At 66.4% G+C, this 13,136-nt stretch carries 14 protein-coding genes; 10 read left to right on the top strand and 4 right to left on the bottom strand.

Features of this window, described 5'->3' with window-relative positions:
- The first annotated feature begins 17 nt into the window (after positions 1-17).
- From ccoO to U6958_RS23030, 6 genes are all read left to right on the top strand, one after another.
- Entirely contained in the window at positions 18-650 is a 633-nt protein-coding gene (gene ccoO, locus U6958_RS23055) for a cytochrome-c oxidase, cbb3-type subunit II (protein ID WP_016445199.1), read from the top strand.
- Between the two features lie 11 nt (positions 651-661).
- Positions 662-799, top strand: coding sequence for a cbb3-type cytochrome c oxidase subunit 3 (locus tag U6958_RS23050; RefSeq protein WP_016445200.1), 138 nt, complete (start codon positions 662-664; stop codon positions 797-799).
- A 27-nt stretch (positions 800-826) separates the two neighbouring features.
- The gene (ccoP, locus tag U6958_RS23045; protein WP_016445201.1) at positions 827-1,744 is read left to right on the top strand and encodes a cytochrome-c oxidase, cbb3-type subunit III; all 918 of its coding nucleotides are present in this window, start codon (positions 827-829) and stop codon (positions 1,742-1,744) included.
- 78 nt (positions 1,745-1,822) lie between these two features.
- Positions 1,823-3,277 carry a cytochrome c oxidase accessory protein CcoG gene (ccoG, locus tag U6958_RS23040; RefSeq protein ID WP_016445202.1) on the top strand — a complete coding sequence of 485 codons (1,455 nt, stop codon included), beginning with the start codon at positions 1,823-1,825 and terminating at the stop codon, positions 3,275-3,277.
- A 57-nt stretch (positions 3,278-3,334) separates the two neighbouring features.
- A complete protein-coding gene (locus U6958_RS23035; protein ID WP_016445203.1) occupies positions 3,335-3,649 on the top strand; it encodes a FixH family protein in 315 nt (104 codons plus the stop codon).
- 182 nt (positions 3,650-3,831) lie between these two features.
- The gene (locus tag U6958_RS23030) at positions 3,832-4,119 is read left to right on the top strand and encodes a hypothetical protein (protein WP_016445204.1); all 288 of its coding nucleotides are present in this window, start codon (positions 3,832-3,834) and stop codon (positions 4,117-4,119) included.
- 81 nt (positions 4,120-4,200) lie between these two features.
- On the opposite strand, the gene fnr is transcribed toward U6958_RS23030, so the two are convergent.
- Positions 4,201-4,920, bottom strand: a complete 720-nt coding sequence (gene fnr / locus U6958_RS23025) for a fumarate/nitrate reduction transcriptional regulator Fnr (protein WP_016445205.1) — start codon at positions 4,918-4,920, stop codon at positions 4,201-4,203.
- A gap of 161 nt (positions 4,921-5,081) precedes the next feature.
- Here fnr and hemN point away from each other — a divergent pair, with 161 nt between their 5' ends.
- The 4 genes from hemN to U6958_RS23005 all read left to right on the top strand — a co-directional run bounded on the left by hemN (position 5,082) and on the right by U6958_RS23005 (position 11,096).
- On the top strand, positions 5,082-6,464 hold the full coding sequence (hemN, locus tag U6958_RS23020) for an oxygen-independent coproporphyrinogen III oxidase (protein WP_026062632.1): 1,383 nt from the start codon (positions 5,082-5,084) through the stop codon (positions 6,462-6,464).
- A gap of 5 nt (positions 6,465-6,469) precedes the next feature.
- Entirely contained in the window at positions 6,470-7,195 is a 726-nt protein-coding gene (locus tag U6958_RS23015) for a sulfite exporter TauE/SafE family protein (protein ID WP_074922977.1), read from the top strand.
- A gap of 173 nt (positions 7,196-7,368) precedes the next feature.
- A complete protein-coding gene (locus U6958_RS23010; protein WP_244160513.1) occupies positions 7,369-8,613 on the top strand; it encodes an HD-GYP domain-containing protein in 1,245 nt (414 codons plus the stop codon).
- A complete protein-coding gene (locus U6958_RS23005) occupies positions 8,610-11,096 on the top strand; it encodes a bifunctional diguanylate cyclase/phosphodiesterase (RefSeq protein ID WP_017407404.1) in 2,487 nt (828 codons plus the stop codon). The genes U6958_RS23010 and U6958_RS23005 overlap by 4 nt, the downstream gene beginning before the upstream one ends.
- On the opposite strand, the gene U6958_RS23000 is transcribed toward U6958_RS23005, so the two are convergent.
- From U6958_RS23000 to U6958_RS22990, 3 genes are all read right to left on the bottom strand, one after another.
- Positions 11,060-11,878, bottom strand: coding sequence for a sulfite exporter TauE/SafE family protein (locus U6958_RS23000; RefSeq protein WP_016445210.1), 819 nt, complete (start codon positions 11,876-11,878; stop codon positions 11,060-11,062). The two genes, U6958_RS23005 and U6958_RS23000, sit on opposite strands and share 37 nt — an antisense overlap.
- Positions 11,879-12,269: 391 nt before the next feature.
- The gene (locus U6958_RS22995) at positions 12,270-12,671 is read right to left on the bottom strand and encodes a cell division protein ZapA (protein ID WP_016445211.1); all 402 of its coding nucleotides are present in this window, start codon (positions 12,669-12,671) and stop codon (positions 12,270-12,272) included.
- 32 nt (positions 12,672-12,703) lie between these two features.
- On the bottom strand, positions 12,704-12,913 hold the full coding sequence (locus U6958_RS22990; protein ID WP_012204637.1) for a hypothetical protein: 210 nt from the start codon (positions 12,911-12,913) through the stop codon (positions 12,704-12,706).
- Between the last annotated feature and the right edge of the window lie 223 nt (positions 12,914-13,136).

Here is a 13,136-nt window from a genome sequence, read left to right as displayed (position 1 = left end):
GTCTAGGAGCATTACTCATGTCCGATCACAACCATAGCGCTCCCAAGAGCTTTTCCCACGAGAAGGTGGAAACCAACAATTTCCTGCTGATCGTGCTGACCCTGCTGGTGGTCGCCGTCGGCGGCCTGGTGGAAATCGTTCCGCTGTTCTTCCAGAAGTCGACCACGGAAGCGGTGGCGGGCCTCAAGCCCTACACGCCGCTGCAGCTCATGGGCCGCGACGTCTATCTGCGCGAGGGCTGCTACAACTGCCACTCGCAGATGATCCGCCCCTTCCGCGCCGAGACCATGCGCTACGGCCACTACTCGGTGGCGGGCGAGTTCGTCTACGACCACCCCTTCCAGTGGGGTTCCAAGCGCACCGGTCCCGACCTGCACCGCGTGGGCGGCAAGTACAGCGACGAATGGCACCGCATCCACCTGAACAACCCGCGCGACGTGGTGCCCGAGTCCAACATGCCTGCCTACTCCTGGCTGGAGAAGAACAAGGTGGATGACACCGTGGTCGCCCAGCACATGAGCGCGCTGCGCAAGGTCGGCGTGCCCTACAGCGACGAGGAAATCAGCGGCGCCGCCGAGCAGGTCAAGGGCAAGACGGAAATGGACGCCGTCATCGCCTACCTGCAGGTGCTGGGCCGTTCGGTCAAGTAAAGGAGAGCGACATGGACATCACCACCATGCGCATCGTGGCCACGCTGGCCTCTCTGGCCTGCTTCATCGGTATCTGGTGGTGGGCGTTCGCCCGCCGCAACCAGGCCCGTTTCGAAGAGGCCGCCCAGCTGCCGTTCGAGCAAGACTGAGTCCCTCCACCAGAACGAGAACTTCCCATGAGCGATTTCGTAAACAACTTCTGGTCGATCTATGTCACGGCGATCACGCTGGGCGGCATCATCGGCTGCCTGCTGCTGCTGTATCTCACCGCACGCAAGAAGGTGGTCCCCTCGGCCGACAACACCACGGGCCACGTCTGGGACGAGGACCTGCGCGAGCTGAACAACCCCATGCCCAAGTGGTGGATGTGGCTGTTCATCATCACCTCGGTGTTCGGCTTCGCCTACCTGGCGGCCTATCCGGGCCTGGGCTCGTTCGCGGGCAAGCTGGGCTGGACGCAGCTGGGCGCCTATGAAAACGAGATGGCCAAGGCCCGCGCGGACCTGGAGCCGCTGTACGCCAAGTTCACGAGCATGAGCACCGAAGACATGGCCAAGGACCCCCAGGCCATGGCCATCGGCGAGCGCCTGTTCATGAACAACTGCGCGCAGTGCCACGGCTCGGATGCACGCGGCGGCAAGAGCTTCCCCAACCTGACCGATGGCGACTGGCTGCATGGCGGCACGCCCGACAAGATCAGGGAAACCATCACGGCGGGCCGCATCGGCATCATGCCGCCCATGGCCGCTGCCGTCGGCACGCCCGACGATGTGCGCAACCTCTCGCACTATGTGCTGAGCCTGTCGGGCAGCCCGCACGACTCGCTCAAGGCTTCGCTGGGCAAGTCCAAGTTCACGGCCTGCGCCGCCTGCCATGGCATGGACGGCAAGGGCAACCAGGCCCTGGGCGCTCCCAACCTGACCGATGACATCTGGCTGCACGGCTGGGGCGAGGCCGCCATCACGGCCATGATCAACAACGGCAAGCACAACGAGATGCCTGCCCAGAAGGACAAGCTGACCGAGGCGCAGATCGCGGTGCTTGCCTCCTATGTCTGGGGCATGTCGCACAAAGACGGCGCAGTCCGTCAATAAGGACAGGGGGCGGCGCTGCGGCGCCGCCTTTTTGCCTTTTTGAGTTTTCAGATATTCCAAAAAACCAAGGAACCCACCATGAAGCCCGAGAACGGGGATGATGCCGGGAAGCCTCCCCGCAAAGTCATTCCGATCACGCCTGCCGACCCGGACCCGGGCCAGCTGGTGTCGATGTTCGAGTCCGAGAAGAAGGTCTACCCGCGCTCCATCAGCGGTGTCTTCGCACGCTGGCGATGGGCTCTGGTGTTTCTCACCCAACTGGTTTTCTATGGCCTGCCCTGGCTGGAATGGGGGCAGCGCCAGATGGTGCTGTTCGACCTGGGTGCGCGGCGCTTTTACCTGTTCGGGCTGGTGCTGTACCCGCAGGATTTCATCTACCTGGCGGGCCTGCTGATCATCTCGGCGCTGGCGCTGTTCCTGTTCACGGCCGTGGCCGGTCGCCTGTGGTGCGGCTTTTCCTGCCCGCAGACGGTCTACACCGAAATCTTCATGTGGGTGGAGCGCAAGGTCGAGGGCGACCGCAGCGCGCGCATGCGCCTGGACAAGAACGGCTGGACCTTTGAAAAGCTCTGGAAGAAGTCGCTCAAGCAGTTGCTGTGGATTGCCATTGCCCTGTGGACCGGCTTCACCTTCGTGGGCTACTTCGTGCCCATCCGCGAGCTGGGCGGCGAGCTGCTGGCGCTGCAGGGCAGCTGGCAGGTTTTCTGGGTGCTGTTCTACGGCTTCGCCACCTATGGCAACGCCGGCTACATGCGCGAGCAGGTCTGCAAGTACATGTGCCCCTATGCGCGCTTTCAGAGCGCCATGTTCGACCGCGACACCATGATCGTCAGCTACGACACGGGCCGGGGCGAGCCGCGCGCGCCGCGCACCAAGAAGGTGGACTACAAGGCCCAGGGCCTGGGCGACTGTATCGACTGCAAGATGTGCGTACAGGTCTGCCCCGTGGGCATCGACATCCGCAACGGCCTGCAGTACGAATGCATAGGCTGCGGTCTGTGCATAGACGCCTGCAATTCCATCATGGACAAGATGGAGTATCCGCGCGGCCTCATCCGGCTGACCACGCAGAACGCCATGGCCGGCCTGTGGCGGCGGGCCCAGGTGCTGCGCCGCATCTTCCGTCCGCGCGTGCTGGTCTACTCGGCCGTGCTGATCGGCCTGAGCATGGCCATGATCGTGAGCCTGGCGCTGCGCCAGTCGGTCAAGGTCGACGTGATACGCGACCGGGCGTCGCTGTCGCGCATCGTCGCGGGCGGCAAGCTGGAAAATGTCTACCGCCTGCAGATCATGAATGCCACCGAGCAGGCCCAGCGCTACCGCATCAGCGCCCATGGCCTCGACGGGCTGGAGCTGGCGTCCGAGCAGGAGGTCGAGGTCGGCCCGGCCGAGACGCGCGGCATTGCGGCGCGGCTGCAGATTCCCTACGGTTCCGCCGAGCCGGGCTCGCACACCGTATTCTTCGATATCGATGCCGTGCATTCAGGCGCGGGACGCGCGTCCGAAAAGGCCGTCTTCCTGGTGCCCCGGTGATATGTCTGGCCGGCACCGCCCAGGCTGCGCCGGCTGTTTGAAAGAAAGAGGTTATCCATGTCTTCCAGTCCCGCAGTCTCCGCGCCCGCCACGGCCCCTTCGCATCCGGACGCCGGCAAGCCCTGGTGGAAGTTCGCCCATGTCTGGCTCGTGGTGGCCGGCCCGGCCGCCGTCGTGGTGGCCGGCGTGGTCACGGCCGTCATTGCGATCAATGGCGCCGATCCCGTGATCGATCCTGACTATTACCGCAATGGCATCACCATCAACGAGCGTGCCGATGGCGTGCGCGAAGTGCCCAAGAGCCTGGCGCCCGCGGTCACCGGCCGCAACCACGCGGCCACGCCCGCGCAGGACCATCCCACGGACCGCTGAACGCAGGAAAATGCCGTGCACAAGGCCGCAGTCGCGGCCTTTTTTGTATGGTGGATGGCATCTCCAGCATGCGCGAGGGCCAAGGGTTTCCTACAGGCAGTGCAGGGTGCGCAGGGCTTGGCACGGTGCGAGGGCGGCGCGCACAATGAAAGCCAACCCTCGACAGCTCAAGGAGATCGCTGATGTTGGCCCAACGCTGGATGTGGATTGCCTGGCCGGCCTTTCTGGCCGCCGCCGTGATGGAGATGCTGGTATTCGCCTTCGTGGACCCGCTGGAGCTGCACTGGCTCGGCGACCTGGGCTGGTCGCGGCAGGGAATCTACACGCTGGCCTTCTTCGCCTTCTGGGGCGTGACCATGCTGTCCAGCCTCATGACCACCATGCTGGGACGCTCCACGCACGATCTCAACGACGGCGTGGTCTCCGAGCCGGACCCAAATCTGGCCATGCAGGGCCTGGGGCGCGATTGAACCTGCGTGCACTGCAATGGCAATGAACAAGGCCCGCGATCGCGGGCCTTGTTCATTGCCGGGGGGCGGGGCCTTGCGGCCTCACTGGCACTGCTGGCTGTTGACGATGCGCTTGAGCGCGTCCGTGTCCAGGATGCGCAGATGGCGCTGGCGCACCTCGATGATGTTTTCCTCGGCAAACTTCGAGAAGGTGCGGCTCACCGTCTCCAGCTTCAGGCCCAGGTAGCTGCCGATTTCCTCGCGCGTCATGCGCAGCACCAGTTCCGACTTGGAAAAGCCCCGGGCGTGCAGGCGCTGCACCAGGTTGAGCACGAAGGCGGCCAGGCGCTCCTCGGCACGCATGCTGCCCAGCAGCAGCATCACGCCATGCTCGCGCACGATCTCGCGGCTCATGACCTTGTGCACATGGTTTTGCAGGGCCGTGACCTCGCGCGACAGGTCCTCCAGCTTGTCGAAGGGCATGACGCAGACCTCGGCGTCTTCCAGCGCGACCGCATCGCAGGTGTGGTGGTCGTTGACGATGCCATCCAGGCCGATGATCTCGCCGGCCATCTGAAAGCCCGTGACCTGGTCGCGCCCGTCCTCGGTGGCCACGCAGGTCTTGAAGAAGCCCGTGCGGATGGCGTACAGCGAGGTGAAGGACTCACCGTTGCGAAACAGCAGGCCGCCGCGCTTGACCTTGCGGCGCGTGGCCACGATGTCGTCGATGCGCTGCATCTGCTCGGCATCCAGGCCCATGGGCATGCACAGCTCGCGCAGGTTGCAATTGGAACAGGATGCTTTGATGGTCTGAAGGTTCATGGAGTAAACATCAGCGGCGCAGCAGTGCGCCGGCGGTGACCTCGTGGATGGCGATGAGTTGGATCAAATTGTCGCAGCACTGCCGCGAACAACTCTTGATATGAGTCAAGGACGCGGCCAATGGGCTGCGGCACAGTGGACGACATTAGAGGAAAAAACCCATGACCGCTGTCACCCCAGAGCTGCTGCGTCGCTTCGACGTACCGGGGCCCCGATACACCTCGTTCCCCACGGCCGATCGTTTCGTGGAGGCTTTCGGTGCTGAAGACTATATCCTGGCACTTGAGCACCGCAAATCGAGTACCGCAGCGCGGGCCATGCCTTTGTCGCTGTATGTGCATGTGCCGTTCTGCGAGTCGCTGTGCTACTACTGCGCCTGCAACAAGATCGTGACGCGCCACCACGATCGCGCGGCCGTCTACCTGGACTACCTGGCGCGCGAGATGGCCTTGCACACGGCCCATTGCGGCAAGGGCCAGGCCGTCAGCCAGCTGCACCTGGGCGGCGGCACGCCCACCTTCTTCTCGGACGATGAACTGCGCACGCTGATGGCCCTGCTGCGCGAGCATTTCAAGCTGGAGCCGGGCGGCGAATACTCCATCGAGGTCGATCCGCGCACCGTCAGCGTCGAACGCCTGGCCGTGCTCAAGGAGCTGGGCTTCAACCGCCTGAGCTTCGGCGTGCAGGACTTCGACGAGCAGGTGCAGATCGCCGTGCACCGCGTGCAGCCGGCCGAGCAGGTGTTCGCGCTGGTGGCGGCCGCACGGCAGCTGGGCTTTGCCTCCATCAACGTGGACCTGATCTACGGCCTGCCCAAGCAGACGCCCGAGTCCTTCGAGCGCACGCTGGCCCAGGTCAATGCGCTGCGGCCCGACCGTATCGCGCTCTATGCCTATGCCCACCTGCCCGAGCGCTTCAAGCCGCAGCGGCGCATCGCGGCCGAGGACCTGCCCCAGGGCGCCGACAAGCTGGCCATGCTCTCGCGCTCCATCGCGGCCTTCATGGAGGGCGGCTATGTCTACGTGGGCATGGACCACTTCGCCTTGCCCGAGGACGCGCTGGCCGTGGCCAAGCGCCAGGGCCGGCTGCATCGCAACTTCCAGGGCTACAGCACCCAGCCCGACTGCGACCTGATTGCGCTGGGCGTGTCGGCCATCGGCAAGGTGGGGGCCAGCTACAGCCAGAACGCCAAGACGCTGGAGGAGTACTACGACGCCATCGACGCCGGCCACCTGCCCGTGGTGCGCGGCCTGGCACTGTCGCGCGATGATCTGGTGCGGCGCGCCGTCATCATGGCCATCATGTGCCAGGGCGCCGTGCTGTTCGAGCCCATGGAGCAGGCCTGGCTGCTGGGCTTTCGCGAGTACTTCGCCCCCGAGCTGGCGGCGCTTCAGGACCTGCAGGCCAAGGGGCTGGTGCAGATCAGCGACGAGGGATTCCAGGTCACGCCCATGGGCTGGTACTTCGTGCGTGGCGTGGCCATGCTGTTTGACCGATATCTGCAGGCCGACAAGAACCGGGCGCGGTTTTCGAGGATCATCTAGGCCCCATGCTGTTGTCGCTGCTCTGGACCGCTTTGATCATGGGGCTCGTCGGCGGGCCCCATTGCCTTGCCATGTGCGCCGCGCCCTGCAGCGTGGTCACGGGCGGGGCGGGGCAGGGCACGGTACAGGGTGGTGGGCAGGTGGTCGCCGTCCATGGACTGCAAAGCCGGCTGTGGCTGCGCACGGCGCTGTTCCATGGCGGGCGGCTGGCCGGCTATGCCAGCCTGGGCGCTGCCTCGGCGCTGGCCATGGAAAGCCTGTCCTGGCTCACCAGCCAGACCACGGCGCTGCAGCCGTTCTGGACGCTGACCCATGTCGCCGTGATGGCCTGGGGCCTGGCCATGATGGTGCAGGCCCGCCAGCCCGCCTGGCTGGAGTCTGCGGGCCGCGCCGCCTGGCGGCGCGTGCAGCCCTGGGTGTCCGCCCCTGGCGGCACGCTGGCGGCGGGCTATGCCTGGGCGCTCATGCCCTGCGGACTGCTGTATTCGGCCGTGCTGGTCGCCGCGCTCAGCGGTGGCCCCTTGCAGGGCGCATCGGCCATGGCGGCCTTTGGCGTGGGCAGCGGGCTGTGGCTGGTGGCCGGCCCCTGGCTGTGGCGGCTGGGCCGCCAGCGCCTGAACGGCCTGCGTGCCGAATGGGGCACGCGGCTGGCCGGCCTGATGCTGGTGGGCGTGGCCGTGTGGGCGCTGTGGATGGACCTGATCTACAAGCCCAGTCTCTGGTGCCGATGAACAACAGCGGGGGACAGACTTGGTCCTGAGGGTCGCGGATTGACTGCAAGGCCCTCAGAACTGGAGATAATGCCCGAATCATCGGCTTACATTTGCCGATTCCTTCAGCCTCGGGGCCGTTGCCGCGCGTGAACCATTCCGTCCTCATCGATATCCGAGACCTCCGTCCGGGCATGTTTGTCCAGCTCGATGTTGGATGGCTGAACCATCCCTTTCCGGTCAGCAGCTTCAAGATCACCTCCAGCGCACAGATCCAGACCCTGAAATCCCTGGGCCTGGAGGCGGTGCGCTGCGTTCCGCACAAAAGCGACGCCTGGCCGGCCGAGGTGCGCACTCCGCCGCCGCAGCCGCTGCCCGCTGTGGCGGCCGCCGCAGCCGAACCCGCCGAGGAACCTGCACCCGCAGCGCCGCTGCTGCTGTCCGTGCCCAACTGGCGCGGCCGGCTGGAGGACTGCAATGCGCGCTTTCAGAAGGTGGAGCGTGGCTATGTGGCCATCGAAACCACCCTTGCCAGCGCGCCCGAGCAGGCGCGCATGCCCACCGAAGCCCTGGTCGACGGCTGCCTGGCCGAACTGGCCGGCCCGCAGGACGTGGCGATTCACCTCCTGTCCGATGGCGTGGGCAGCAACCAGAGCGTGCATGCCGTCAACGTGACCGTGCTCGGCCTGCTGCTGGGCCGGGCCCTGGGCCTGGAGGCTGCGCTGCTGCGCGACCTGGGCCTGGCGGCGCTGCTGCACGATGCCGGCAAGCCGGTGGCCGGCGCCGAGGGCATGCACGGCCTGGCCCTGGAGTCTTCCGTGCCCGACGCGCTGCGCGACCGCTACGAGCGCCATGTGGGTGAATCGGTGGCCATCGCCATGCGCATGGGCCTGTCGGCCCAGGTCACCACCGCCATCGCACAGCACCATGAGTGGGCCGACGGCACGGGATTCCCGCTGAGCCTGGTGGCCGAGGACATGGAGCTCACGGGCCAGATCCTGGCCCTGGTCAACACCTATGACCGCCTGTGCAATCCCGGCGATGCGCAGACGCCGCACACGCCGCACGAGGCGCTGTCCATGCTGTTCAGCCGGCTGCGCGACAAGTTCGCCGCGCCCGTGCTCAATGGCTTCATCCGCATGATGGGCGTGTTCCCGCCAGGTTCGGTGGTGGAGCTGACCGATGGGCGCCATGCCATGGTCATGTCCGTCAATGCATCACGGCCGCTCAAGCCTTCGGTGATGGTCCATGACGCCAGCGTGCCGGCCGCCCAGGCGCCCGTGCTGGCGCTGGAGCTGTTTCCCGCGCTGGGCATACGCCGGGGCGTGGCTCCTGCGCAGTTGCCGCGCGAAGCGCTGGACTATCTGTCGCCGCGCCGGCGTGTCTGCTATTACTTTGAACGGGCGGTGGAATTGGATCCGCCGAAGGTGGCGTCTTGAACAAGCAAGCGCTCAACCGCGCCTGGCCCCGCCTGCTCGATGCACTGCAGGAGGCGCTGTGGCTGATTGATGCCCGCAGCCTGAAGGTGCTGCGCGCCAACGCCGCCAGCGAATCCGTCACCGGCTATGAGACCGATGCCGCCGTGGGATTGCCCGTGCAGGTGCTGGCCGCCACGCCGCAGCAGCAGGCGTTCTGGAGCGACCCTTTCAACTGGCAGGCCGGCGCCCAGTTCATTTCCGAGGTGCGCCGTGCCGACGGCCAGCTGGCGCCCGTGGAGATGCGCGTGCGCGCGCTCGACGGCGAGGTGCTCCTGGTCAGCATGCTGGACCGGCGCGAGCAGGCGCTGCACGAGGCCGAATTCGAAAGCCTGCTGGGCGAGTTGCGCGCCACGCTGGAGTCGGCGGCCGACGCCATCCTGGTGTGCGATCCCGATGGCCGCATCCGCGCCTTCAACCACCGATTCGCCACGCTCTGGGGCATTCCCGAGGCGTTGCTGGTGCGCCGCAACGACGCGGCCATCCTCGATCACCTGGCCGGCCAGGTGCGCGATGCCGAGTCCTACGCGCAGCAGTTGAAGCTGCTGTCGGCCCAGCCCCTGATGGAAGCGTCCGACGTACTGGACCTGCGCGACGGCCGCATCCTGGAGCGCCGCGCCGTGCCCCAGCTGCGCCGGGGCCTGCCCATGGGGCGCATTTTCTCCTTCCGCGACATCACGGCCGAGGCCCAGACCCAGGCGGGCCTGGAGCTGGCTGCGCGGGTCTTCGAGTCCAGCCTGGACGGCATCTTCATCGCCGATGGCCACATGGACGTGGCACGCACCAACCCGGCCTGCGAACGCTTGCTGGGCGGCATGCCCGTGCAGGGCCGCACGGTGGAATCGCTGTTCGAAGCCACCGAAGACCCATCCGACACGCTGGGCGACCTGGCCCGCATACAGTGGCATCAAGGCGGCTTCTGGGAGGGCGACCTGTGGTTGCGCCAGGCCGGCGGTGCGCGCTGCGCCGTGCGCCTGTCCTGGGTGCCGCTGCGCAATGCGCAGGGCGACGTGGTGCAGAGCATCGGCTTCATGCGCGACCTCACCCAGCAGCGCGTGGCACAGCAGCGCATCGAACAGCTGGCCTACAGCGACGCGCTCACCGGCCTGCCCAACCGGCTCAATCTCACGGAGCGCGTGGATGCGGCCATCGAGGCCGCACGCGCAGGCGGCACGGTGTTCAGCATCCTGTTCATCGACCTGGACCGCTTCAAGATCATCAACGACTCGCTGGGCCACCAGTTCGGCGACCGAGTGCTCAAGCTGGTCGCACAGCGCCTGAGCGACTGCATGCGGCCCGTGGACATCCTGTGCCGCCTGGGCGGCGACGAGTTCGTGCTCTACCTGCACGGCTGCAACGCCGAGCTGGCTGCCGCGGTGGCCAGGCGCATCCTGCAGGAGATGGAGCGGCCCTTCCTGCTCGACGGCCTGGGTTTTTCCGTGCAGTGCAGCATCGGCGTGGCCCAGTACCCGGCCGACGGCCTCACGCTGGACGAGCTGATCCGCCAGGCCGACACGGCCATGTACCGCGTCAAGGAGCGGGGCCGGGGACATTTCAGCTTCTACCAGCCGCAAATGAGCGCGGGCCTGCTGTCGCGCATGAAGCTGGAGCATGCCATGCGCCAGGCGCTGGAGCATGGCCGCATGGCCGTGTACTTCCAGCCCCAGGTGCACATCGACAGCGACCGCATCGTCGCGGCCGAGGCGCTGCTGCGCTGGACCGACCCCGAATTCGGCGTGGTCTCGCCCGGTGTCTTCATTCCGCTGGCCGAGGAGTCGGGCTACATCGTCACGCTGGGCGCCTGGGTCATGGAGCAGGCGGTGCAGGAGGCTGCGCGCTGGCAGAAGCAGGGCATGCCGATCAAGGTGTCGGTCAACGTCTCGGCGCTGGAATTTCGCCAGTCGGGCTTTGTCGAGCGCGTGACCGAGCTGCTGCGCCGCTACGGCCTGGAACCCCATCTGCTGGAGCTGGAGCTGACCGAAAGCATCCTGCTGCAGGATGCACAGGACATGGCGCTGCGCGTATGCCAGATCGCCGATCTGGGCGTGGGCATGGTCATCGACGACTTCGGCACCGGCTACTCCAACCTGGCCTATCTGAAGAAGCTGCCCATCTCCAAGATCAAGATCGACCAGAGCTTTGTGCGCGGCCTGCCCAGCGACGAGGGCGACCAGGCCATCGTCGGCGCCATTATCAGCCTGGGTCTGGCGCTGGGCGTGGAGATCGTGGCCGAGGGCGTGGAAACGCACGAGCAGCTGACGGCCATCCACCGCATGCAGGGCCACTACTTCCAGGGCTTTCTGTGCGCGCCGGGCCTGCCGCGCGAGCAATTCGGCGAATGCCTGCAGGCCCAGCGCGCCGGCATCGGCGCCATCGCCTACCGGCAGAGAATGGCCCAGGTGGCAAGCGCTCAGCTGCCCGCGCTCAAGCCCTTCCAGAGCATGTAGGCCGCCAGGCCGAACAGCAGCGTGGCGAAGATCCGCTTGAGCTGGGCCACGGGCAGCCGGTGCGCGGCCCGCGCGCCCAGCGGCGCGGTCAGCACGCTGCAGCAGGCCAGTGCCAGCAGGGCCGGCAGCCACAGGTAGCCCAGCGAATATTCGGGGCGTCCCGCGTCACCCGCGCCTGTGAAGATCAGGCCTGCCGCATTCACCACGGCAATCGGAAAGCCCAGCGCCGCGCTGGTGCCCACGGCCATGTGCATGGGCACCGAGCAGCGCATCATGAAGGGCACGCTGATGAAGGCCCCGCCCGCACCCACCAGCCCCGAGATGAAGCCCAGGCCCGTGCCGGCACCGTACAGCCCCAGCGGCCCCGGCAGGGCGCGCGTGGCCGTGGGCTGGCTGTTGCTGCGCAGCATGCGCAGCGCCATGTAGCCGATGAACACGCCAAAGAACAGCGCCAGGTACTTGCCACGCAGCAGTGCGAAGACTCCCAGGCTGGCCAGCAGCCCGCCCGTGATGATGCCCGGCGCCAGGCTGCGCACGATGTCCCAGCGCACGGCGCCGCGACCGTGGTGGGCGCGCAGGCTGGAGATCGAGGTGAACACGATGGTGGCCATGGCCGTGGCGATCGCCATCTTCACGGACAGGTCCGGGCCGACCCCGCGCTTGTCGAGAAAGTAGGTCAGAAACGGCACAAGCACCATGCCGCCGCCCACTCCCAGCAGGCCGGCCAGGAAACCGGAGCACAGGCCCAGCAGGGCCAGTTCGAGAAACAGCAGATCAGGCATGCGGCGGCAGATCGGTAGTGGAGGGGCGGGCAACAAAAAACCCGGCGCACCGTGGAGGTGCGCCGGGTTGGAATCAGGTGTCTGCAAAGACCACCGGGCCGTCATCCTGAACCGGGGTTCAGGGGGGCAAGGGCAGCCAGACGTTGGGTTCATCTGACGCGAGACGATCACGCTCGAATGGCAATGTACCAAGCCCGGGCTCATAGAGCATTGGTCCAAGGAACTATAAAGCCCGGCGGGTTTGCAGACGCCTCCATTCTAAGGCCGTTGATCAGGCCCGCGATCAAGTTCTTTGAACGGCATGGGCTTTTCATTGACATGGGCGATGCAATGAAAACAGCCTCCGAAGAGGCTGTCGTGCGGGGCAAGGAAAGGCAGCGGCGGCCCAGGCTCAGATCAGCCGCGCATCGCCCTCCAGGGCCTGGTCCAGGCGCAGCACCAGTTGCTCGGCAAGGGCCTGCTGGCGCGCACGCTCGGCCAGCTCCTCGGGGCTGGGCTCGGGCGGCTGGGATGGGGCGTTGTGCTGGGAAGCGGCCTCGTCATGCAGGGACTGCATCTCGGCCTGGGCCGTGGCCATGGCGCTTTCCTGGGCTTCGCGGTCCAGCACGTCGAAGGCCATGTTCAGCGCGGACAGCACGGCCACGCGCTCGCGGGAGCGGACCTTGCCGCTGTCGCGGATGCGGGTCATGGCCGTGTCCACACGGCGCACGGCTTCGAGCAGACGCTCTTCCTGGCCATCGGGGCAGGTCAGCACATAGCTTTGCTGCAGGATTTGCACTTCGATCTGCTTCATGGGCGTTCGGGGCGTCGGCGGTTGCGAAGGGGTCAGGCCCCCTGGTTGGAGGGCAGGCGCTCGATCAGGGCATCGACGCGGGCCCGGGCGGCGTTGAGCCGCGAGCGCAGCGAATCACGCTCCTGGGTCAGGGCCGCCACCTGCTCGGCGAGCAGCGCATTGGTGCGTTGCAGTTCCTCGTGGCGAACCAGCAGGCGCTCCACGCGCTCTGCAATGTGGTCGAGGGAAGTCTGGGAGGTCATAGACGCTGAGATTGTAGGACGTGCGAACGAAGTGAGCACATTCCGTGGAAGTATCCGAGGAAACCTGGTAACAGGCAGGCGTACACGGCTTGACGTCAGCGCCTTGCTCGGGTATTGGAGAGCGAGCGCCAGACTGTCTCACAAAATCGTAGCGCCATCTGTAGGACTCGTCTGCTTCGGCGGGATGTATTGCGTAAGCATTGGTTGCGGCCGCGGTGCGGGC

The organism is Delftia lacustris, from assembly GCF_040267515.1.
Classification (GTDB): Bacteria; Pseudomonadota; Gammaproteobacteria; order Burkholderiales; family Burkholderiaceae_C; genus Comamonas; species Comamonas tsuruhatensis.
Note: the sequence above shows the minus strand (reverse complement) of the source record. Positions and strands in the feature narration are given on the sequence as shown.